Genomic DNA, 19,720 nt, shown 5'->3' with positions numbered 1-19,720 from the left:
ATTCTGGTGATTTATGGACGATTTAACCCTGCGTTATTACGACGCTGAAATGCGCTACTTGCTGGAAGCGGGTGAAGAGTTTGCCCGTGCTCATCCTGAGCAGGCGGCAATGCTCAATCTCGACAAAGCGGGCGCCCGCGACCCCTTTGTCGAGCGCCTGTTTGAAGGTTTTGCCTTCCTGATGGGCCGCATGCGCGAGAAACTCGATGACGATCTGCCTGAGCTGACCGAAGGCGTGGTCAGTCTGCTGTGGCCCCATTATTTACGTACCATTCCCTCGATGTCGGTCGTGGAGTTCACCCCCGACTGGCCGGAAATGAAAGAGCCGATGACGATGGCCAAAGGCTTTGAAGTGCTTTCCCGGCCGATCGGTGAAAAGGGCACGCGCTGCCGGTACACCACCACCAAAGCGATCGCTCTGCAGCCGTTATCTCTTGAGCACGCCCGGCTGGCCACCGATACGGATGGCCGGTCGGTGATCACGCTGCGCTTTAACTGCAGCCAGCTGACGGACTGGAGCCGGGTCGATCTCAGTCATATCCCGCTCTACTGCAACGCCGATGCGCCGCTGGCCTGCGCCATGCACGAGGCCTTTACCCTCAATGTGGCCCGGATGTGGCTGCGCATGTCCGATGAGGTGGACAGAAGGCCGCTGGACGGGTATTTCAGCGCGCTGGGATTTGGCGAGGAGGACAGCCTCTGGCCTGAAGATGGCCGCAGTTTTCGCGGTTACCAGCTGCTGCTGGAGTATTTTACCTTCCGCGAAAAGTTCATGTTCATCGATCTGCGCGGGCTGGAGACGGTGGCTTTTCCGGCCGGACTGGCGTGGTTTGAAATCGACGTCGTGCTGGCGGAACGCTGGGAACATGACTTCCGCTTCAGCGAAAAGCAGCTGCGCCTGCACTGCGTGCCAGTGATCAACCTGTTTCCGCTGGAGTCCGATCCGCTGACCATCAATTCCCTGCAGACCGAATACCCGCTGCGCCCGATGCGCGTGCAGGACGGCCACACCGAAATTTACACCGTCGATTCCGTGATCTCCTCGCACCAGCAGGTTTACGCGCCGTTCTCAAGTTTTCGCCACAAAGGCGGCATGATGCGTCATGACGCGGCGGACTATTACTATCATACCCGGGTGCGCCGTGGCCCCTCCGGGCTGTACAACACCTGGCTTATCGTCGGCGGAGAAGCCTTTGATAATCATACCGTACCGGAAGACGAAAGCCTGTCGCTGACCCTCACCGGAACTAACGGCCAGCTGCCGCGTCGCGCGCTGCAGAGCACCGTGCTTGATACGGTGATGAAAACCACTTCCGCCAGCGTCGCAGTGCGTAACCTCTGCGCACCAACGCTGCCGTGCTATCCCCCCGCCCAGGACCGTTTTCACTGGCGGGTGCTGAGCCATCTGGGCAGCAGTTTTCTTTCCCTGATGGACAACGCTGAAGTCCTGCGCGGCACCCTGGCGCTGTATGAATGGACCGACAGCGAGATGAATCGTCGGCGTCTGGAAGCCATCCTCGACGTGAAGCACTGCGCAACAGAGCGCTTTGCGCAGGGCCATCTGGTGCGCGGCGTGCAGATCGAAGTCACCCTCGACAGTCACGGCTTTGCCGGACGAGGCGACATATGCCTGTTTGGCGAGATGCTTAGCCGCTTCTTTGCGCTCTACACCGACATCTACTTGTTCAACCGCCTGATTATCATTCTGCAACCAACCGGAGAACGACTGGAATGGGAAGAGAAGCACAGCCGACGCATTCCCGGCTGAACCCACGGCTGGAAGCCGACCTGCCGCGGATCAATTTTTACCGCTTCTGCCAGCTTCTGGAAAAGCGGCGTCCCGGCCAACCGCAGATGGGAGAGACCAGCCATCCGGCAGACGATCCGGTGCGTTTTTACCCGCATCCGGGGATGGGATTTCCCGCCAGCGAACTGAAAGCCGTGGAATACGATGAGGCTGATGAAAGCAGGCCGCCGGTCATTCGCACCACCTTTATGGGGTTGTACGGTGTCGATTCGCCGCTCCCGACGGCATATCTCGATGATATCGCCCAGCGCAGGGAAGGGCATGAAGCGCTGCAGGGCTTACTGGATATCTTCAGCCACCGGATCATGACGCAGTTTTACCGCATCTGGCGGAAATACTCCTGGCCCGCCACCTTTGAGCCCGGCGGCACCGATCGTCTCTCGCAGTCGCTGCTGGGCCTGGCGGGGCTGGGCATCCCCGGCACGACGCAGCATATCGCCTCGCCGGCGTCGCGCTTTCTGGCGCTAACTGGCGTGCTGCGTCAGCCGGGCAAAACCCAGCAGGGGATCCAGGCGCTGGTCACCCTGCTGGCCCCGGAGACCACCGTCAGGGTGAGCCCGTACAGCCTGCGTCCGGTGGCGATCAGCCAGCCGCTGGGGTTTTACGGCGATGACGACTTCTTCCTGGACGGCAATATGCCGCTGGGTGACGAAGCGATGGATGCCAGCAGCCAGCTCCTCGTCGCCCTCGCCACTGATAACCCCGTGGAGGCGCAGGGCTGGAAGCCTGACGGCCCGCTGTTTCGGGACTTTCTCATCCTGCTGCGGGTATACCTCGGCTGGCGATTCCGGGCCAACATCACCCTGACCGCGCCGACCCGACTGCTGGCTGTCCCGCCGCTGGGGGACGAGCCGTTCTGGCTCGGTATGAATGGCGTGCTGGGTGTGGGGGAGGGCGAGTGTCAGGACGATATTCCTCAGACCTTTACCACCGAGCTGGGTACCTATACGGGCCTGCAGCCTGCCACCTTTCTACAAGGAAACCGACGTGTTACGTACAAGTTTGACTAAAACCGCCTGCCTGCTGCCCCTGCTTGCGCTTTGTCTGAGCGGGTGCGGGCTCACCCAGCGTGTCTCGGAGGGGACCAAAACCGCCTTCAACGCCGTTTTTTATAAGCAAATTAATACGCTGCATCTGGACTTTACCGCGCGCGAAGCGCTCAACACCGATGCCAGAGAGAATCACTCGCTCTCTGAACCGGTTGTGGTGCGCATCTATCAGCTTAAAGATCGCCAGACCTTTGACCGGCTGGTTTACCAGCAACTGCTGGAGGAGGGGGATATTCTGCTCGCCGCCGATCTCCTCGCCAGTCGCGATGTGGTGATCAGTCCCGGAGGGGATGCCAGTCTGAATATGCCGCTGGAAGCAGAGGCGACGTTCGTGGCGGTTGTCGGCCTGTTCCGCCATCCGGACACCGAAAGAAATACCTGGAAGCAGGTGCTGGGGCGTGAGGAATTGGACCCGGACAAGCCGCGCATTTTCACCGCCGAACGCAACCAGTTACGGCTCAGGCCTGAAGCGGCGAAGTAACGTCGAAAACAAACATTTGTGGCGGGGCTATCGCGCCAGTTCGCCCTCAATCTTCGTAACCAGCGAACGGGCGATAACCATCTTCATCCAGCCCACCGGCTTCATCACAGCACAGGGAGATAACGTGACAGCGAGGGAACGTTTTTTTAAGAAACTGCAGCAACAGCAAAATCCGCAGCGGACAGCGGCCCTCGACGGCTCGGCCGCCGCGGATATCGCCAGGTTTCGTCAGCAGATGGCGGCGCTGGCTCAGCAGATAAGTCAGTGGTTTGATGGAACCGGTATTGAGGTGGTGATTTCGACCCGCCACCTCCACGATCTGAGTACCCTTGGCTACAGCCTCAACAGCGGCATCTGCCGCTACGATATCCCGGCCATTCGTCTGCAAAACGGCGAGCGCAGCGTCAATATCGTGCCGCAGCAGCTGTTGGATGGCGTGGAAAAGGGGATCGTGACGCTGAGTCTCGAGACACCCGGCGGTACGGGCTCCCGGGAGGTGTTTTATCTTAGCCTGGCCCCGGAGGATGGCTGGATGATCCGCAAGGCGCACCAGTCCCCGCAAGCGCGGCTTATGCTTACCGAAGATCGCTTTTTTATGGCGGTCGACAGCCTGGCCTGACAATCCCTGACAGGCGATGACGTTCCCGCGGCGGCGGTGCAAAGCGCGCATCGCCGCCCGGGGATATCAGGCGCCAAACGCGCCGTCGATGGTGTGCATGGCGCCCGTGACAAATGACGCCTCCGGACCGGCCAGCCACGCCACCATTCCCGCCACCTCTTCCGGGCGGCCATGGCGCTTAATGGCCATAAAGCTGTGCATCAGCTCTTTCATCGGACCGTTCTCCGGGTTGGCGTCGGTATCAACAGGGCCGGGCTGGACGACGTTGACCGTGATGCCGCGCGGGCCAAAATCCCGCGCCAGGCCACGCGCCAGCCCCTGCAGGGCCGATTTGCTGACCGCATAGGCCGCCATTCCCGGCACCGGCATGCGATCGCCATTGACTGAACCGATGACAATAATGCGCCCGCCTTCCGGCATGCGGCGCGCCGCTTCCACGGAGGCATGGTAGGGGGCATGAATATTGATGCGGAACAGGCGATCGATGGCATCGCTGTCCTGCTCGAGGGCATCGCCGAAAATGGCGATCCCGGCATTGACCACTAACACGTCCAGCGGGCCGCTGTCGCGGACCAGGCTTATCACCGCATCACGATCGGCGCTATCCGCCTGCACCGCCGTGCTGCCGGTCTCCGCCGCCAGCCGCTCGGCCGCTTCCGGCGAACCGGAATAGCTAAACACCACCGATGCGCCATCGGCGACAAAACGCCTGACAATCGCCGCGCCAATTCCCCGACTCCCGCCTAAAACCAGCACTGATTTGTTGTGAAATGCTGTCATATCCCGTACCTCATGATATTGTAGTGACGATTACAATATGCTGCGGCAAAACAGGCTGTCAAGGATTAATATAGTGACCACTACAAAATCAGGGCGTACTCCGGGACGTCCTCGCCAGTTTGATGCGGAACAGGCCATTGAAACGGCGCAACGCCTCTTTCACGCGCGAGGCTATGACGCGGTGAGCGTGGCCGATCTGACCCAGGCTTTCGGTATCAATCCCCCGAGTTTTTATGCCGCTTTCGGCAGCAAGCTCGGGCTGTATACCCGCGTCCTGCAGCGCTACAGCCAGACCGGGGCCATTCCCATCGACGCCCTGCTGCGAGACGACCAGCCGGTGGCGGCGTCGCTCATCGCCGTGCTGCAGGAGGCGGCTCGCCGCTATGTGGCCGATCCGGCCGCCGCCGGCTGTCTGGTGCTGGAGGGGGTACATTGCCAGGATGCCGACGCCCGAGGGGCGGCTGGCGAATGGCATGCTGCGGCGAGGGCCAAAATCCAGCAGTATATCGCCCGCCATCGCCCGCAGGACGCGCTGCGGGTGACTGACTATATGGATACGCTGATGCTTGGCCTGTCGGCGAAAGCGCGGGAGGGGGATAGCCTGCCGCGTCTTCTGGAGACCGTGCGGCTGGCAGGCCTGGCGCTGGAGCACATCCTGCCAGCCTGAGTCGTCAGATGGTTTGTCCGCCCGACACCTCGATCCGCTGGGCGGTCACCCAGCGGTTATCGTCGCGCAGCAGGCTGGCGATCATTGGCCCAATATCCTCAGGAACGCCCACCCGTCCCAGCGCCGTCATGGCGGCAAACTGCGCGTTAACCCCCGCGTCGTCCCGCACCAGCCCGCCGCCAAAATCGGTGGCGATAGCCCCGGGGGCGATGGTATTGACGGTGATGCCGCGTCCGCCCAGCTCGCGGGCCATGTACACGCTCAGCATCTCCACGGCCGCTTTGGCCGCAGCGTAAGCGGAGAAGCCAGGATAGGAGACGCGGGTCAGCCCGGAGGAGAAGTTAACGATCCGTCCGCCGTCTGCCAGCAGCGGCAGCAGGGTTTGTACGAGGAAAAATACCCCCTTAACGTGGACGTTAAACAGCCCGTCGAACTGCGCTTCGCGCGTTTCGGCCAGCGGGGTGAATTCGCCGTGCCCTGCGTTATTGATCAGGTGGTCGAAAGTGGCCCGCCCCCAGACGCTGGCCAGCGCGCTGCCGAGGCTGTCGGCGACCACCGCTTCCGCCTGTTCGAGATTGCCGCGGCAGGTGACGATGACATCCCCACCCTGGCGGGCGATATCCAGTGCAGTCTGACGGCCAAGGCCGCGGTTGGCGCCGGTAATAAGTGCAATCTTAGTCATGTTCGGTCCTCTCTGGTATGTTGAGGCTCTACAATAGGGGCCGCGCGTCAGGCCGGGTTGCCCAATCCTTGTTATTTTTTGCCCATTTCTCTCCGTTCACTCCCTTTTCCCGGGAAATAGCGCATACTCAGGCTTTAAAACTTGCCTGAAAGGATCTTATGCGCGACGCCCTGTTCGATCTCTGCCGCCGGTTTGCCGATGCTCATGTCGATAGCAGCGGGGTGGCGGTTACCCCGGTTCCCGGCATCACCCTGGTGCGGGCCCTGCATCCTGGCGACCTGCAGGCGGCCATCGCCAGGCCGCTGGTGGCCATGCTGCTCCAGGGGCGCAAGAGCGTGACCACCGGCCTGGCGAGCTTTGACTATGGCCCGGGCGAGGCGATGGTGATTGCCGCGGATGTCCCCACCACCAGCCAGATCACCGAGGCCAGTCAGCGTTTTCCCTATTACGCGCTGGTGCTGGAGCTGGACCTGGCTATCCTGCGCGAGCTGCAGGAGGCCGGGCCGTCAGGGCCGGATGAGGCGCCCCGCGTTGGTATCGAACCGATGAACGCCGATGTGACGGACGCCGCTTACCGGCTGGCAAGACTGTTTGATCAACCGGGGGCGCTGGCGGTGCTGGGGGAAGGTCTGCGGCGGGAGCTGCATTACTGGCTGTTGCAGAGTGTCCATGGGCCGGCCATTCGGGCGCTGGGCGCCGTAGACAGCTATTCGGCGCGGATCCGCCGGGCGGTGGCGATGCTGCGCCGGGATTTTATGCAGCCAGTCAGCGTCGACGTGCTGGCCGACGCCGCCGGGATGAGCGTCTCTGTCTTTCACCGTCATTTCCGCGCCGTGACCACGCTGTCGCCGCTGCAGTTTCAGAAGCAGTTACGCCTGATCCACGCCCGTCGCCTGATGTTGGCGGAAGGGATGAGCATTGCCCAGGCTGCCGGGGAGGTGGGCTATATCAGCGTGTCGCAGTTCACCCGGGAATACGCTCGCCTGTATGGCGCGCCGCCGGGCCGCGATCGTCGACGGGAAAAAATGAGCGCCTGACCTGGCGCGCGGGCAGGCGGCAGCTCATCCCTGAGCCTGACGCCGGTCGTTTAGTCCGCGATTTTCGCCGTGATATGCACTTTGTTGCCCATTCGCGCTTCAGTGATGCGATAGGTAGTCGCGCCCTCGCGGGCGGCCTGCTGGCGGATTTTGCTCTCCGCATGGTCCAGGGTATCGCCGGTGGCGGTGATGGTTCTGGCATTTGCCGCCAGAGGCAGCAGACAACTCAATACGATCAGTGGAATTAACTTGTTCATCGTCATTCTGTCCTGTGAGAGAAAATCAGCGCGCGGTCTGCAGCCAGCCGGCAATGTCCTGGGTCGGCAGCTGGTGGCGGGCATTCCAGGTGTCGCCCATCGGCCACCACACGCCATCCCCCCGGGCGAAGGCGGCGCGATAGCGCAGCATGGCGTCATCCGGGTCTGTCCGCAGCTGCTCCAGCAGGGCGGGCAGGGTGTGGACGGCTTTGCTGAACGTCTGCTGCGTTACGCGCTCCACGGTATCCGCCAGCTGCCGGTAAGAGGTTGTTTCGCCGGCAACAAACACCACCTCGTTGACGATCCGCGGCTGATGCAGATAAATCGCCGTGGTCAGGCGGCCAATATCCGCCGGTGAGGTGACGGTCACCTGGGTATCCCAGCTGCCAAGGGCGTGAAGGGTTCGGTTGGATAAATTCACTACATCGAAGTCTGGTTCGAAGAGAAAGCTGGTAAACATCCCGGTGGAGACAATGACCCACTCCGTGGCCCGCTGCGCGCGCAGCAGGGTCCGGACATCGTACTGCTCGTCCCAGACCGGCTGACCGCTGCCTTTGCCGACCACATCGTAATTGACGCCAAACTGCCAGGGAAAATAGCGGGGTACCCCGGCCGCCAGCACCGCGCGGGTAATTTTCAGCTGTGTCCCCGGACCGGCGACAAACCCCATGCAGTTAATCACGGTGGTGAATCCGCGAAACTGATCGGCCAGCGTCTCCATGGCGCTACCGGCGATGTCGACGGCGAGGAAGGTGGCTCCGGCGTCGGCCAGCGCCTGATGGTTTGCCGACCGCAGCTGGCCGGCTTCATCCCTGGCCGCCGGCGAGACGATAACCGAGACCGTGCCCTGGCGCTGGATCACCGCAGGCACCAGCGCATCGAGAACGGCGGCGCCCAGTTGTCCCGCTCCCAGCACCAATACCTTTTCCTCATGATTAAAATTATCAGTTTTCATTTTAACTCCTTGCTCAGTTAAGCCTTGTACTGACGGGCTACAGGCTCAGTGTAGGGGGGCGGGCATCATTCGATAAGAACAGGATTTCGGGTTAGACTGTTCGTGATAATGGGATAATAATTGCCGGGGGAGTACGAAATGGACAGACTGGATGCCATGCAGTTGTATGTTGCGGTCGTGGATGCCCACAGCTTCGCCCGCGCGGTGGAGGTGCTCGGGCAGCCGCGCTCCACGGTATCGCGGGTGGTGAAGGAGCTGGAAGCCTGGCTTGGGGCGCAGCTTCTTCAGCGCACCACCCGCAAGCTCAGCGTGACGGCGGAGGGTCGCCGGTATTATGAGGAGTGTAAAAGGCTGCTGGCCGAGATGGCGGCGATGGAAGCCTCCTTTCCCGGGCGCTCGGCTCAGCCCGCCGGGCGGTTCAAGGTAGGGATGCCGCAATCCCTTGCCCGCCACTGCATTCTGCCGAGGATCGGCGAGTTTTTGCAGCAGTATCCCGACCTGGAGCTGATCCTCTGCTCAAGCGACAACGTGGAAGATATTATTCAGGAGGGATTCGACTGCGTGATCCGTACCGGGCGGATCGAAGATTCCACCACCCTGGTGGCGCGTCCTCTGGCCTGCTACCGCTGGATGGTCCTCGCCTCGCCGGCCTGGCTCGCGGCCCACGGCCGGCCGCAGGGCATCGACGATCTGCACCAGCACCGGGCGGTGGGCTATCTGAACCACCGTACCGGGCGGACCATCGACTGGCTTTTCTCCCTCAATGACGGCGACTACGCGATCCGTATGCAGGAGACGCTGGTGGTCGACGATACCGATGCCTATATCCAGGCCGGCGTTCAGGGGCTGGGCCTGATACGCGTCGCCAGCTATCTGGCGCAACCTTATCTGCAGAGCGGGGCGCTGGTCGCCTGTCTGGAGCAGGCCGCTTCTGATCTTCCCTTGTCGCTGGTCTATCCGCAAAACCGCTATCTGCCGCCGGCGGTGCGCGCGTTTTATGACTGGAGCAGGCGCGTTCTGCAACCCCCGCTCAGCGAGGCCTGATGCCGGGGCATCGGCCCGGTTATTGACCGCGCATGGCCTGTTTTAACTTCGCCACCAGCCAGTTCAGCGCCGGATCCTGCGCCCGCCGTTTGTGCCGCAAAATGCACAGCGTAAATTCCGGATACGCTACCGGCGGAGCGTCCGCGCGCAACGCGTACTGCGCCTGCCAGCGCTGCGCCAGCCCCTGCGGGACGGTGGCGAACAGCGGCAGGGTGGTCAGCAGCAGGGGAAAGGTGGAGAAATTCTGCGTGGCAAAGCGCACGCGCCGCGCGAGTCCCTGGCTGGCGAGCTGGCGGTCTATTTCCCCGTGGCCGGTTTCGCGATAGGCCACCATCACGTGTTCCCAGGCGACAAAGTCGCTCACCGACAGCGGCCCGCGACACGGGATCTGCTGCGGCGACCACAGGGTGGTGACTCCCATGGTCATCACTGGCTCGCTGACCACCTCCCCGCGGCTCTGTTTGTTGACAGACACCGCGACATCAATGCGCTCCTCCTCCAGCAGCTGGCGAACCTGGAAGGGGTCGGCGGCTATCGACTGCAGTGAGACCCCGGGCGCCTCCTGCATCAGCCCGGGTAACAGCTGGGGCATCAGCCAGTGTTCGCTCCAGTCGCTGAGGCCGATGCGAAAAAGCTGCTGTGCGCGCGCCGGGACGAACTCCCCGGCGCCAAACATCGCCGAATGCAGGTTTTCCATCAGCGGCTGCAGGTCGGTCATCAGCGCTTGCGCCCGCGGCGTCGGCAGCATGCCTCTGGCGCTGCGCACGAACAGCGGGTCGTCAAACATCTCGCGCAGCCGCTTCAGCGCCCCGCTGATAGCCGGCTGGCCAAGGTGCAACACCTCTGCGGTGCGGGTGACGCTCGCTTCGCGGTACAGCACCATCAAGACCGTCAACAGATTCAGATCGATACGACTAAAATCATTTTCAATGATTTTCTTCATTATGATAATCAATTTGAATGTGGGTTATCCCGGCAGCATAGTGAATCTCACCCCGATAAATCAACCAGCGCAATGCGCGCGGAGGGTGTGATGCAAACTTACCAGACAGGCGATAGCCTGATTTTCAAAGTGCCGGAGCGCGAGATTACCCTGCAGCCGGCGGCGCTCTATCCACAGGCGTTCCCGGTAGCGGAGGCGGACAACGTTATTCAGTCGATTGCGCTGTCGATCCACAGCTGGGTGGTGCAGACCCCCCACGATCTGATTGTTATCGATACCGCCACCGGCAACGGTCGGGAGCGCGGCGGCAATCCGCTCTATCATCAACTTAACACGCCGTATCTGGAGAATCTCCGCGCCGCGGGAGTGAACCCGGAGGACGTGACCCTGGTGCTACTGACCCACCTGCATACCGACCATGTCGGATGGAATACCGTCTGGCAGGACGATCGCTGGGTGCCGCTGTTCCCCAACGCCCGCTACCTGTGCTCGGCAAAAGAGCTGACGCGGGTGAAAAACAGCGAACGCTACCGGGCGCTGTGGCTCGACAGCCTGCTGCCGGTGATCGAGGCCGGCCAGCTGGAAACCGTCGATGTGGCGGCCCGGCCGCGGGTCGGCGGGCGGATCGACTTTATCCCCACCCCCGGCCACAGTCCGGACCATGCCGCGCTGATCCTCGCCGCCGGAGATGATTACGCCTGTTTCTCCGGCGATCTCCTTCATTCCCCGCTCCAGTTTGCCCATCCGCAGTGGAACTCAGCGTTCTGCGGCGATCCCCGGCAGGCGGAAGCCTCCCGACGGGAGATGATGGCGTGGGGGGCAAGCCATCATGCTCAATGGTTCACCGGGCATTTTGCCGGGCCTTCCTGCGGCTGGCTGGAGGAGGATAAGCAAGATGACTATCGCTGGCGAGAGGCCGGGCAACAGGCTGCAGATAAGGGGAAACAGTGATGAATAATGCGCAAAGCGTGTTGATTTTTGGCGCCACCGGTCAGCAGGGCGGCTCGGTGGCGCGGGCGCTGCTGCACCGCGGCTGGCGGGTTCGGGCGCTGGTCAGGGATCCTTTCTCCGCCGGGGCCGTCGCGCTGGCGGCACGGGGAGCCGAGCTGGTGGTGGGTACCTTTGAAGACCGGGCGGCAATGCGATCGGCAATGGCCGGGGTCGACGGCGTCTTCAGCGTCCAGCCCAGTTCGCCGGGAGGGACGGTAACCGATGAGCAGGAGGTACGCTACGGGATAACCATCGCCGATCTCGCCGTCGAGTGCGGGGTGAAGCATCTGGTGTACAGCTCCGGCAGCGCGGCGGGGGAGACGCCCACCGGCGTAGCGCATTATGACACCAAAGCGGAAATTGAACGGCATATCCGCCGCCTGCCGCTGGCGGCGACCATCGTGCGTCCCGCCACCTTTATGGAGCTGCTGGTGATGCCCGGTTTTGGCCTTGATGAAGGTCATTTTCACTTTTTTATGCTGCCGGAGGGGAGGATGCAGGTGCTGGCGGTGGAGGATATCGGCCATCTTGTCGCGGCGGTTTTTGCCGCGCCAGCGCGTTTTGCCGGCAAGACGTTTGAGATCGCCAGCGACAGCGTGACCGGCCGTCAGCTGGAGGGGTTATTCTCCGCGGCGGCGGGACGGCCGATCCCCTATTCGCGATTTTCCGATGAGGTGCTGGCCGCCAGCCCTTTTCTGCACAAGCTGACCGGGCTGGTGGACGACGGGCGGCTGGCCGGGCACGCCGACCTCAACGCCCTGCGCCAGCTGCACCCGCAGCTGCACACCTTCGCCGGCTGGCTGGCAGGCCCCGGCCGTCCCGCCTTCGAGCGGGCGCTGACCAGCGGGGCCCGCTGGGCGTTTGATCGTTAAAGGCTGGCGTTCCGGTCACCCGCCAGGCGTGCTGTCTCGTCGGTGACCAGCCGCCGCTAGCCGGCAGTCAGGATCGCGTCGGCCAGCACCGCTAAAATCCGCTCTGCGCGCGGGGCATGGGAGGGCTGCTCCCGCAGCCAGGCAAGCGCGGCAATCAGATCGAACAGTTCGTCTCCGCTGAGATCTGGCCGTGCCTGGCCGGCCTGCTGCGCGCGGGTCAGCAGCGACGTACCGGCGGCGCGCAGGGCAACGCAGGCGCTGTGCAGGGCGGACTCAGGATCGTCGATGGCGCTCATCAGCGGGGCGATGATCCCGCGATGCTGATGGGTAAACGCCACGCTCTCGGCCAGCCATTCCAGCAGCGCCGCGGCAGGATCGGCGGCGAGCAGAAGCGACTCAGCCCGGGCGGTCAGCGCCGCAAAGCGGCTGCGGAGCAGGGCTTCCAGCAGGCTGTCGCGGTTGGGAAAGTGGCGGTAGAGGGTTCCCATTCCGACGCCCGCCCGGCGGGCGATATCGCGCAGCGAGGCCTCGGCGCCTTGCTCCACAAACACTTCCCGGGCCACGTCGATCAACAGATCATAATTTTTTCTGGCATCAGCTCTCATTGGCGTTCCTTGACAATCGGAGCACTGCTCCATATATTCGGAACAGTGCTCCGTTAAATATAACGCATTTCCATATGAGGAGAAAGCGATGTCGACGCAGATGATGAAGGCTGTTCAACAGCACGCCTTTGGCGGGCCGGAAGTCCTGAGCTATGACGATGCGCCACTGCCGGTGTTGCAGGCTGGCGAGGTGCTGGTGCAGGTGCACGCGGTGGGCGTGAACCCACCGGACAGCTATCTGCGCGATGGCTATCAACAGCTGCCCCCGGAATGGCGGCCCGAGGTCCGCTTTCCCTTGATCCTCGGGACCGATCTCTCCGGGGTGGTGGTGGCGCGGGCGGATGACGTCCGGGAGGTGGCGGTCGGCGACGAAGTGTATGCCATGGCGCGTTTTCCTGAAGGGGCGGCAGGGGGCAGCCGCGCTTACGCCGAGTACGTTAGCGTACCGGTCAGCGACCTGGCCCGCAAACCCCTAACCCTGAGCCATCAGCAGGCCGCCGCGGTGCCGATGTCGCTCCTCACCGCCTGGCAGTTCATGATCGATCCCGGGCATGAGGTGGCGAATCCGCTGCAGCCGGGGCCGCATCGGCCGGTGCCGCTGGCGGGTAAACGCGTTCTGGTCAACGGTGCGGCGGGCGGCGTTGGTCATTTCGCCGTACAGCTGGCGAAGTGGCAGGGCGCCGAGGTGATTGCCGTCGCCGCGGGCCGCCATGAAGCCTTTTTACGTCAGCTCGGCGCCGATGCCGTTATCGACTATACGACCACTGCGGTTGAGGAGGCGGTGCGTGACCTGGATCTGGTCATTGATGCGCCGGGCGGGCCGGCCAGCGGTCGTTTTCTGCGTACCCTGCGGCGCGGCGGCGCGCTGTACCCGATTTTTCCGCTCGGCTTTGCCGGGGCGGAAGAGGCGCGACAGCGCGGAGTGACGGTCTCGACCACCCAGGTGCGCTCCAGCGGCGCGCAGCTCGCCCGGCTTGCCGGCCTGCTGGACGCCGGAGTCATCCGGGTGGCGATTGACAGCGTTTTCCCCCTTGCGCAGGCGCAGATGGCGCACGAGCGAGCGGTGCAAGGTCATCTGCAGGGCAAAATTGTGCTGTCGGTGATGGACTCGTCAGCTGAGTAATCCCCGGCGGCCAGGGTTACGTTTTTTCGCTTCTCCCGGCGGCGGACTAAAACAGCGCCAGCCGGGCGAGACGGTCCAGCGCGTTGCTCAGCGCGTCGTCGCCTGCCGTGAGGCTGATGCGAATAAACCCTTCACCCCCTTCGCCAAAACCAGTGCCTGGCGCCACCAGAATATGCGCTTCCTGCAGCAGCAGGCGGGCAAACTCCTGCGAACGGTAGCCGGGCGGCACGCCGAGCCAGAGGAAGAAAGTGCCTTGTGCGGCACGAGCCGGCCAGCGCAGCGCAGCCAGTCGACGCAGAACCCACTCCCGACGTTGATGATAGACCGCCGTCAACTGCGCAATCCGCTCAGCTGGCAGGTTGAGCGCAGCGATCGCCGCATCCTGAATCGCGCCAAACACCGTGCTGTAGCTATGGGTGTGCAGCTTTTTAAACGCCTGGATAATCGAGGCGTTGCCGACCGCGAAGCCGAAGCGCCAGCCGGCCATATTAAAGGTCTTGGAAAAAGTATAGGTTTCCACTCCCCATGCTTTCGCGTTGGGCTGGGAGAAGAGGCTCAGCGGCGCATCGCTGGCCGCGCTGCCGATGGCCGCATAGGCAAAATCATGGAGGATCGGCACCTGGTGACGACGGGCAAATTGCAGAGCGCTGGCGAACAGCGCCGGCGTGGCGAGGGCGCCGGTTGGATTATGCGGGTAGTTAAGCACCACCAGCCCGGCCTTGTCAGCCACCTCCCGGGGGAGGTCGTTAAAATCCGGCAGGAAATGGTTCTCCGCCCTGAGCGGCAGTGCAGCGCCGCTGAGCGGTAAATCGGATAGCAGGGATCGGTGGAGATCAGATATTGACCGGGGCTGAGCAGCGCCCGCGGGATGCCGCCAATGCCGATATGCGAACCCTGAAACACGGCGACTTCGCTGTGCGGATCGAGTTCCACATCATATTGCCGGCGATAGAACTGGGCGATCGCCTCGCGGACCTGCGGTTTGCCCCAGAACGACGGGTAGCCATGGTTTTCACGACGATGAATGGCGCTCTGCAGCGAGTCAATCACTTCCGGCGGAGTGGGTTGATCCGGACTGCCGCTGGAAAGATCGATCAGCGGCAGCGCTTCGGTGTTGACCTCCGCGGCCAGTTTTTCCAGCAAGCTGAACAGATTCTCTTCCAGCGCGTCCACCAGCGGCGAAGCAGTAAAATCAGGCATAACATTCCCGGTTTAAGTCACGAATAATTAGCCATCTTTAAGGGATTTATTGCGCCTGGCTAAATAACAAAAAACGCAAAGGATTCTTGTTTTTAGGATATGTCGATATAGCAAAAGTTAATGAGGAATTAGCAAAAGGAAATCCGGCGTTCTGGCTTACAACCCACAGTCGGCTGTGATTTAATCGCTCAATATCGCCAACCTTCCAGGAAAATACCTTATGAACAAGTCAGTTGCGCTCAGGATGACTCTCGCCCTGTTGTCGGCCACCTCTTTTTATGCCGCCGCCGACGAACATCTTATTCGCGTCGGCTTTAACCCCGGGCCGTATAAAGAGCAATTTGAGAAAGGCGTCGCGCCCTATTTATTGAGTAAAGGGTATAAAATCGAATATAAGGATTTCAGCGACGGTATTCAGGTGAATGACGCGGTAGCCCGCGGGGATATCGAAGCGAATATTATGCAGCATCCGGTATATCTGAAAGCAATTAATGAGCGGCTGGGGATCGATAACGTGGGCATTGTGCAGGTCCCCACGCCGCCGATGGGGCTGTACGGCGGTAAACTGACCACCCTGGGGACGCCGGCGGCAGGGACCGTCGTGTCGGTACCGAACCAGCCGTCGAACGAATATCGCGCGGTGCTGGTGTTACAGAGTCTGGGCTGGGTGAAGGTCAAACCGGACAGCGACCCCGCCACTTTTTCGCAGCGCAATATCGTTGACAATCCGTACAAAATTGTCCTTAAAGAGATGGATAATGCCCAGCAGGTTCGCGCTCTGCCGGATGTCGACTATGGCCTGATTCAGGGCAATTTCGCCGTCTCCAGCGGTATGTCCCTGACCTCGGCATTAAAGCTGGAGGCAGCCACCAGCCATTTTATTAATGTCGTGACCGTCGCCGGTAAAAATCAGAAGGCGCAGTTTGCCAAAGATATTATCGATGGCTACCACTCTGCCGATTTCAAAAAATATATTCTCAGCCATCCGCAGTATGATGGTTACCTGCTTCCTGATTATTTAAAATGAATAACGCGATGATAGAGTTTCGCCACGTCAGTAAAAGCTTTTCCAGGAAAGGACATCCGGTTCTGGCCCTGCAGGATATTAATCTCAGCATTGAACGAGGCGATATTTTCGGCATTATTGGCTACAGCGGGGCAGGAAAAAGCACCTTATTACGGCTGATTAATCGTCTGGAAACGCCTGGCGAGGGCGAGGTGCTGTTAAACGGCGAGCCGCTACAGGCCTGCAGCGGCCAGCGCCTGCAGGCCATCAAAAAAGATATCGGCATGATCTTTCAGAATTTTAATCTGCTGAATTCGAAAACCGTTTTCCATAACATCGCCATCCCGCTGATTTTACAAGGCCGCGACAAGGCCTTTATCCAGGCGCGGGTGGCGGAACTGCTGGCGTTCGTCGATCTGAGCGACAAAATCCACAGCTACCCTAATGAGCTGTCGGGTGGACAAAAGCAGCGGGTCGGTATTGCCCGGGCGCTGGCCACCAACCCGTCGGTACTGCTGTGCGATGAAGCCACCTCGGCGCTCGATCCCCACACCACGGTGCAGATCTTACTGCTCTTGCAGGAGATTAATCGCCGCTATGGCATCACCATCGTACTGATCACCCATGAGATGTCGGTGATCCAGAAAATCTGTCACAAGGTGGCGGTGATGCAGGCGGGCCGTATCGTTGAGCAGGGGACGGTTTTCGACCTCTTTGCCCAGCCGCAGCATCCGGTAACGGCCAGTTTCGTGCAGTCGGTGGTGCACGATCGTCTGCCGCAGCGTGTGGCGTCGCTCCTGCAGCGCGATAACGGCGCCCGGGCTATACGCCTCGAATTTATCGGCGCGACGGCGCAGCAGCCGATCATTAACCACCTGATCCGCGAGTATGCTGTCGAGGTGAATATCCTGTTTGCCAGCATGTCTGAAGTTCAGGGCCGGATTCTGGGATTTATGATTGTGCAACTCCTCGGCGAGCCTGACGAAACCGACCGCGCCATCACCCATCTGGCCGATGCAGGAGTGAAAATCACCCATGTTTGATCTTATTGATACCGCCATTACCGGCGATCAGTTTCTGCTGGCGCTGCATGACACGCTGATTATGGTCGCCGTCTCGCTGGGCTTTGGCGCGCTGATCGGCGTACCGTTAGGGATTGTGCTGGTGGTTTGCCGTCCCGGCGGCATCGTGGCCAACCCGGTGGTGCATCAGGCGCTGAATCCGCTGATTAACGTGCTGCGTTCGCTGCCGTTTATCATTTTGCTGATTGTGATCCTGCCCTTTACCCGACTGCTGGTGGGCACCACTATCGGCACCGCGGGGGCCATCGTGCCGCTGATCGTTTTTGTCGCCCCCTACATTGCCCGGCTGGTGGAGAGCTCACTGCTGGAGGTGGATGAGGGGATCCTCGAAGCCGCGGATGCTATGGGCGCGACCCCCCTGCAGACGGTCTGGCATTTTATGCTGCCGGAGGCGGCAGCGTCGCTGATTCTGGCCCTTACCACGGCGACCATCGGCCTGCTTGGTGCGACCGCCATGGCAGGAACGGTGGGCGGCGGCGGTATTGGCGACCTGGCGATCACCTATGGCTATCAGCGCTTCGACGCCTTTGCCACCCTCACCACCGCCCTGGTGCTGATTGTGATTGTCCAGCTCATTCAGACGCTGGGCACCCGCCTGGCTCGCCGACTGCGTTGCGAATAACCGTCGTCCCGCCCCGGGGTAACCGCGGTTCGCGGGACAGCGGCTTAGCGCGTGGAGACCGCGGCAAAGGCATGGGCGACTCGCGCAATATTACCGTGGTTGAGCCCGGCCACGCAGACCCGACCGCTGGCGATCAGGTAAATGCCGTACTCTTCACGCAGGATGTCCACCTGCCGGGTGCTAAAGCCGGTATAACTGAACATGCCGCGCTGGGTCAGCAGATAGGAAAAATCACCCTCCGGCTGGGCGGCCTGCAGGGCCGTCACCAGCGCGACGCGCATGGCGCTGATGCGGGTGCGCATGGCTTCCACTTCTTCCTGCCACAAGGCGTTCAGCGCGGGAGCGTTGAGCACCTGCGATACCACCTGGGCGCCAAACCCCGGCGGGCTGGAGTAGTTGCGCCGCACGGTGGCTTTCAGCTGGCCCAGCACGCGCCCGGCGATATCGGCATTGTCGCAGACCACTGACAGGCCGCCAACCCGCTCGCCATACAGCGAAAATATCTTGGAAAACGAGTTGCTGACCAGCGCCGTCAGCCCGGCGCTGGCGATGGCGCGAATGGCATAGGCATCCTCGTCCAGTCCGCGGCCGAAGCCCTGGTAGGCGATATCAAGGAATGGGATCAGCTCCCGGGCGATCAGCACCTCAATCACGCGATCCCACTGCTCGCGGGTGAGATCGGCCCCCGTCGGGTTATGGCAGCAAGGGTGAAGCAGCACAATGCTGCGCGGCGGCAGTTGCTGGAGGGCGGCGAGCATAGCGGGGAAATTCACCCCGCGGGTGGCGCTGTCGAACCAGGGATAGGTATGTACCTCAAAGCCGGCGCCGGCAAAGATGGCAACGTGGTTCTCCCAGGTTGGATCGCTGACCCAGACCGCGGAGTCGGGGAAGTAGCGCTTGAGGAAATCAGCGCCCACCTTCAGCGCGCCGGAGCCCCCCAGCGTCTGGATGGTGGCGATGCGTCCGGCACGCAACGCCGGATGATTGTCGCCAAACAGCAGGGTCTGGACCGCACGGCGATAGGGCGCCAGCCCCTCCATCGGCAGATAAAGGCTGGCCTTTTGCTGCTGACTCTGCAGCCGGTCAGCGGCCTGACGGACCGCCTCCAGCTGGGGAATAATGGCCTGCTCGTTATAGTACAGCCCGATGCTGAGGTTAACTTTGTCTGCCCGGGGATCCTGTTGAAAGGCTTCCATCAGCGACAGGATAGGATCGCCCGTATAGGCGTCAACGTTCTGGAACACAGTGGTTACTCCTGAAATGACCGTCAAAGGTGAAGCCATTACACCGCGTAGCGTCCGGGACGGTGGTTCATGGCGATAATCGAATTCAAAACTACGGCGCCGAGGATAGAGACCAGCAGCATCGGCAGGCTTACTACCCATAGCGAGGCGGTGACGATGCAGGCGTCAACCACCATCTGGAATTTACCGGCGCGGATGCCACTTTTGTCCTGCAGATAGAGGGCCAGAATATTAACGCCGCCGAGGCTCGCTTTATGGCGAAACAGCACCACAAAGCCAATGCCGACCATGATGTTGCCGAAGAGAGTGGCGTAATAGGGGTTCAGGCGATCGACATGGATAAAGTAACCGTGCAGGTCAGAGAACAGGGACACCAGTCCGACCGCGCAGAAGGTTTTCAGCGTGAAGGCGGCGCCCATCCGCCGGACGGAGAGCCAATAGAAAGGCAGGTTAATGACGAAGAAGACCACGCCAAACGGCAGGTGGGTGGCATAGTGGATCAGAAAGGCCATACCTGCCGTTCCGCCGGTCAGGGCGCCGGCCTGGCGAAATAAAATAATGCCAAAGGAGATCATCAGCGTGCCGAACAGCAGCGCCAGGGTATCCTCCAGCCAGGTGTGGGTCAGTTTTTCAGGGGAAAGGATATTATCCATAA

20 protein-coding genes and 2 pseudogenes are annotated in these 19,720 nt (G+C 61.5%); 13 read left to right on the top strand and 9 right to left on the bottom strand.

Translation table 11 applies throughout. The features are described 5' to 3' along the window. Window positions 1-13: 13 nt before the first annotated feature. The 4 genes from tssF (at window position 14) to FHW76_RS11755 (ending at window position 3,956) form a co-directional block, all read left to right on the top strand. Window positions 14-1,768, top strand: a complete 1,755-nt coding sequence (gene tssF / locus FHW76_RS11770; protein WP_086512235.1) for a type VI secretion system baseplate subunit TssF — start codon at window positions 14-16, stop codon at window positions 1,766-1,768. After that, window positions 1,732-2,817: a type VI secretion system baseplate subunit TssG gene (tssG, locus tag FHW76_RS11765; protein ID WP_086512236.1), complete on the top strand. Its 1,086-nt coding sequence runs from the start codon at window positions 1,732-1,734 to the stop codon at window positions 2,815-2,817. Before tssF ends, tssG begins: the two co-directional genes overlap by 37 nt. Beyond that, window positions 2,795-3,337, top strand: coding sequence for a type VI secretion system lipoprotein TssJ (tssJ, locus tag FHW76_RS11760; RefSeq protein WP_064170148.1), 543 nt, complete (start codon window positions 2,795-2,797; stop codon window positions 3,335-3,337). Before tssG ends, tssJ begins: the two co-directional genes overlap by 23 nt. 124 nt (window positions 3,338-3,461) lie before the next feature. Next, window positions 3,462-3,956, top strand: a complete 495-nt coding sequence (locus FHW76_RS11755) for a hypothetical protein (RefSeq protein ID WP_022066354.1) — start codon at window positions 3,462-3,464, stop codon at window positions 3,954-3,956. 66 nt (window positions 3,957-4,022) lie between these two features. Here FHW76_RS11755 and bdcA read toward each other — a convergent pair whose 3' ends face one another. Then, window positions 4,023-4,736: an SDR family oxidoreductase gene (gene bdcA, locus FHW76_RS11750; RefSeq protein ID WP_008805173.1), complete on the bottom strand. Its 714-nt coding sequence runs from the start codon at window positions 4,734-4,736 to the stop codon at window positions 4,023-4,025. A gap of 73 nt (window positions 4,737-4,809) precedes the next feature. Here bdcA and FHW76_RS11745 point away from each other — a divergent pair, with 73 nt between their 5' ends. After that, complete coding sequence (locus FHW76_RS11745; RefSeq protein ID WP_008805172.1) at window positions 4,810-5,403, top strand: TetR/AcrR family transcriptional regulator; 594 nt, start codon at window positions 4,810-4,812, stop codon at window positions 5,401-5,403. Window positions 5,404-5,407: 4 nt separating this feature from the next. Here the strand turns inward: FHW76_RS11745 and FHW76_RS11740 are convergent, their stop codons facing one another. Continuing rightward, complete coding sequence (locus FHW76_RS11740) at window positions 5,408-6,085, bottom strand: SDR family NAD(P)-dependent oxidoreductase (protein WP_183476717.1); 678 nt, start codon at window positions 6,083-6,085, stop codon at window positions 5,408-5,410. Between the two features lie 158 nt (window positions 6,086-6,243). On the opposite strand from FHW76_RS11740, the gene FHW76_RS11735 reads away from it, so the two are divergent. Continuing rightward, window positions 6,244-7,122, top strand: coding sequence for an AraC family transcriptional regulator (locus FHW76_RS11735; protein ID WP_072123225.1), 879 nt, complete (start codon window positions 6,244-6,246; stop codon window positions 7,120-7,122). Window positions 7,123-7,172: 50 nt separating this feature from the next. On the opposite strand, the gene FHW76_RS11730 is transcribed toward FHW76_RS11735, so the two are convergent. Together FHW76_RS11730 and FHW76_RS11725 are read right to left on the bottom strand one after the other, a co-directional pair. Beyond that, the gene (locus FHW76_RS11730) at window positions 7,173-7,379 is read right to left on the bottom strand and encodes a DUF1471 domain-containing protein (protein WP_004179576.1); all 207 of its coding nucleotides are present in this window, start codon (window positions 7,377-7,379) and stop codon (window positions 7,173-7,175) included. Window positions 7,380-7,404: 25 nt separating this feature from the next. Continuing rightward, the gene (locus FHW76_RS11725) at window positions 7,405-8,334 is read right to left on the bottom strand and encodes an aromatic alcohol reductase (protein WP_042948317.1); all 930 of its coding nucleotides are present in this window, start codon (window positions 8,332-8,334) and stop codon (window positions 7,405-7,407) included. 138 nt (window positions 8,335-8,472) lie between these two features. Here FHW76_RS11725 and FHW76_RS11720 point away from each other — a divergent pair, with 138 nt between their 5' ends. Further along, window positions 8,473-9,378, top strand: a complete 906-nt coding sequence (locus FHW76_RS11720; protein ID WP_183476715.1) for a LysR family transcriptional regulator — start codon at window positions 8,473-8,475, stop codon at window positions 9,376-9,378. Window positions 9,379-9,397: 19 nt separating this feature from the next. On the opposite strand, the gene FHW76_RS11715 is transcribed toward FHW76_RS11720, so the two are convergent. Next, window positions 9,398-10,321, bottom strand: coding sequence for a LysR family transcriptional regulator (locus FHW76_RS11715; RefSeq protein WP_040968436.1), 924 nt, complete (start codon window positions 10,319-10,321; stop codon window positions 9,398-9,400). A gap of 87 nt (window positions 10,322-10,408) precedes the next feature. On the opposite strand from FHW76_RS11715, the pseudogene FHW76_RS11710 reads away from it, so the two are divergent. Continuing rightward, window positions 10,409-11,279: pseudogene (locus FHW76_RS11710) on the top strand (MBL fold metallo-hydrolase). Further along, window positions 11,272-12,183 (top strand): NmrA/HSCARG family protein, encoded by a 912-nt coding sequence (locus FHW76_RS11705; RefSeq protein WP_110209427.1) that lies wholly within the window; start codon window positions 11,272-11,274, stop codon window positions 12,181-12,183. The pseudogene FHW76_RS11710 and the gene FHW76_RS11705 overlap by 8 nt, the downstream one beginning before the upstream one ends. Before the next feature lie 56 nt (window positions 12,184-12,239). Here FHW76_RS11705 and FHW76_RS11700 read toward each other — a convergent pair whose 3' ends face one another. Further along, window positions 12,240-12,788, bottom strand: coding sequence for a TetR/AcrR family transcriptional regulator (locus FHW76_RS11700; RefSeq protein WP_048964478.1), 549 nt, complete (start codon window positions 12,786-12,788; stop codon window positions 12,240-12,242). 88 nt (window positions 12,789-12,876) lie between these two features. On the opposite strand from FHW76_RS11700, the gene FHW76_RS11695 reads away from it, so the two are divergent. Beyond that, window positions 12,877-13,911, top strand: coding sequence for an NADP-dependent oxidoreductase (locus FHW76_RS11695; protein WP_087653239.1), 1,035 nt, complete (start codon window positions 12,877-12,879; stop codon window positions 13,909-13,911). Between the two features lie 46 nt (window positions 13,912-13,957). Here FHW76_RS11695 and FHW76_RS11690 read toward each other — a convergent pair. Then, window positions 13,958-15,111, bottom strand: a pseudogene (locus FHW76_RS11690) (aminotransferase class I/II-fold pyridoxal phosphate-dependent enzyme). A 220-nt stretch (window positions 15,112-15,331) separates the two neighbouring features. Between FHW76_RS11690 and FHW76_RS11685 the strand changes: the two are divergent. The 3 genes from FHW76_RS11685 to FHW76_RS11675 are packed head-to-tail and all read left to right on the top strand — an operon-like array spanning window position 15,332 to window position 17,821. Continuing rightward, window positions 15,332-16,138: a MetQ/NlpA family ABC transporter substrate-binding protein gene (locus FHW76_RS11685; protein ID WP_183476713.1), complete on the top strand. Its 807-nt coding sequence runs from the start codon at window positions 15,332-15,334 to the stop codon at window positions 16,136-16,138. Window positions 16,139-16,146: 8 nt separating this feature from the next. Continuing rightward, window positions 16,147-17,160: a methionine ABC transporter ATP-binding protein gene (locus FHW76_RS11680; protein WP_008805160.1), complete on the top strand. Its 1,014-nt coding sequence runs from the start codon at window positions 16,147-16,149 to the stop codon at window positions 17,158-17,160. Continuing rightward, window positions 17,153-17,821: a methionine ABC transporter permease gene (locus FHW76_RS11675; protein ID WP_183476711.1), complete on the top strand. Its 669-nt coding sequence runs from the start codon at window positions 17,153-17,155 to the stop codon at window positions 17,819-17,821. Before FHW76_RS11680 ends, FHW76_RS11675 begins: the two co-directional genes overlap by 8 nt. A gap of 44 nt (window positions 17,822-17,865) precedes the next feature. Here the strand turns inward: FHW76_RS11675 and FHW76_RS11670 are convergent, their stop codons facing one another. Next, window positions 17,866-19,065, bottom strand: a complete 1,200-nt coding sequence (locus FHW76_RS11670; RefSeq protein ID WP_110227383.1) for an amino acid aminotransferase — start codon at window positions 19,063-19,065, stop codon at window positions 17,866-17,868. A 38-nt stretch (window positions 19,066-19,103) separates the two neighbouring features. Further along, window positions 19,104-19,718 (bottom strand): YitT family protein, encoded by a 615-nt coding sequence (locus FHW76_RS11665; protein WP_023322497.1) that lies wholly within the window; start codon window positions 19,716-19,718, stop codon window positions 19,104-19,106. Window positions 19,719-19,720 lie beyond the last annotated feature (2 nt).

This window comes from Klebsiella sp. RC2, assembly GCF_014192815.1.
GTDB lineage: Bacteria > Pseudomonadota > Gammaproteobacteria > Enterobacterales > Enterobacteriaceae > Klebsiella > Klebsiella variicola.
The sequence above is the reverse complement of the archived record's forward strand: the minus strand, read 5'-3'. Positions and strand labels throughout refer to the sequence as shown.

Bases quoted from the DNA above. Each gene is read 5' to 3' on its own strand.
- FHW76_RS11715 (WP_040968436.1), bottom strand. From the start codon at position 10,321: ATGAAGAAAATCATTGAAAATGATTTTAGTCGTATCGATCTGAATCTG.
- FHW76_RS11735 (WP_072123225.1), top strand. From the start codon at position 6,244: ATGCGCGACGCCCTGTTCGATCTCTGCCGCCGGTTTGCCGATGCTCAT.
- FHW76_RS11730 (WP_004179576.1), bottom strand. From the start codon at position 7,379: ATGAACAAGTTAATTCCACTGATCGTATTGAGTTGTCTGCTGCCTCTG.
- FHW76_RS11695 (WP_087653239.1), top strand. From the start codon at position 12,877: ATGTCGACGCAGATGATGAAGGCTGTTCAACAGCACGCCTTTGGCGGG.
- FHW76_RS11700 (WP_048964478.1), bottom strand. From the start codon at position 12,788: ATGAGAGCTGATGCCAGAAAAAATTATGATCTGTTGATCGACGTGGCC.
- FHW76_RS11675 (WP_183476711.1), top strand. From the start codon at position 17,153: ATGTTTGATCTTATTGATACCGCCATTACCGGCGATCAGTTTCTGCTG.
- FHW76_RS11705 (WP_110209427.1), top strand. From the start codon at position 11,272: ATGAATAATGCGCAAAGCGTGTTGATTTTTGGCGCCACCGGTCAGCAG.
- bdcA (WP_008805173.1), bottom strand. From the start codon at position 4,736: ATGACAGCATTTCACAACAAATCAGTGCTGGTTTTAGGCGGGAGTCGG.
- FHW76_RS11740 (WP_183476717.1), bottom strand. From the start codon at position 6,085: ATGACTAAGATTGCACTTATTACCGGCGCCAACCGCGGCCTTGGCCGT.
- FHW76_RS11720 (WP_183476715.1), top strand. From the start codon at position 8,473: ATGGACAGACTGGATGCCATGCAGTTGTATGTTGCGGTCGTGGATGCC.
- FHW76_RS11725 (WP_042948317.1), bottom strand. From the start codon at position 8,334: ATGAAAACTGATAATTTTAATCATGAGGAAAAGGTATTGGTGCTGGGA.
- tssG (WP_086512236.1), top strand. From the start codon at position 1,732: ATGGGAAGAGAAGCACAGCCGACGCATTCCCGGCTGAACCCACGGCTG.
- FHW76_RS11680 (WP_008805160.1), top strand. From the start codon at position 16,147: ATGATAGAGTTTCGCCACGTCAGTAAAAGCTTTTCCAGGAAAGGACAT.
- tssF (WP_086512235.1), top strand. From the start codon at position 14: ATGGACGATTTAACCCTGCGTTATTACGACGCTGAAATGCGCTACTTG.
- FHW76_RS11665 (WP_023322497.1), bottom strand. From the start codon at position 19,718: ATGGATAATATCCTTTCCCCTGAAAAACTGACCCACACCTGGCTGGAG.
- FHW76_RS11685 (WP_183476713.1), top strand. From the start codon at position 15,332: ATGAACAAGTCAGTTGCGCTCAGGATGACTCTCGCCCTGTTGTCGGCC.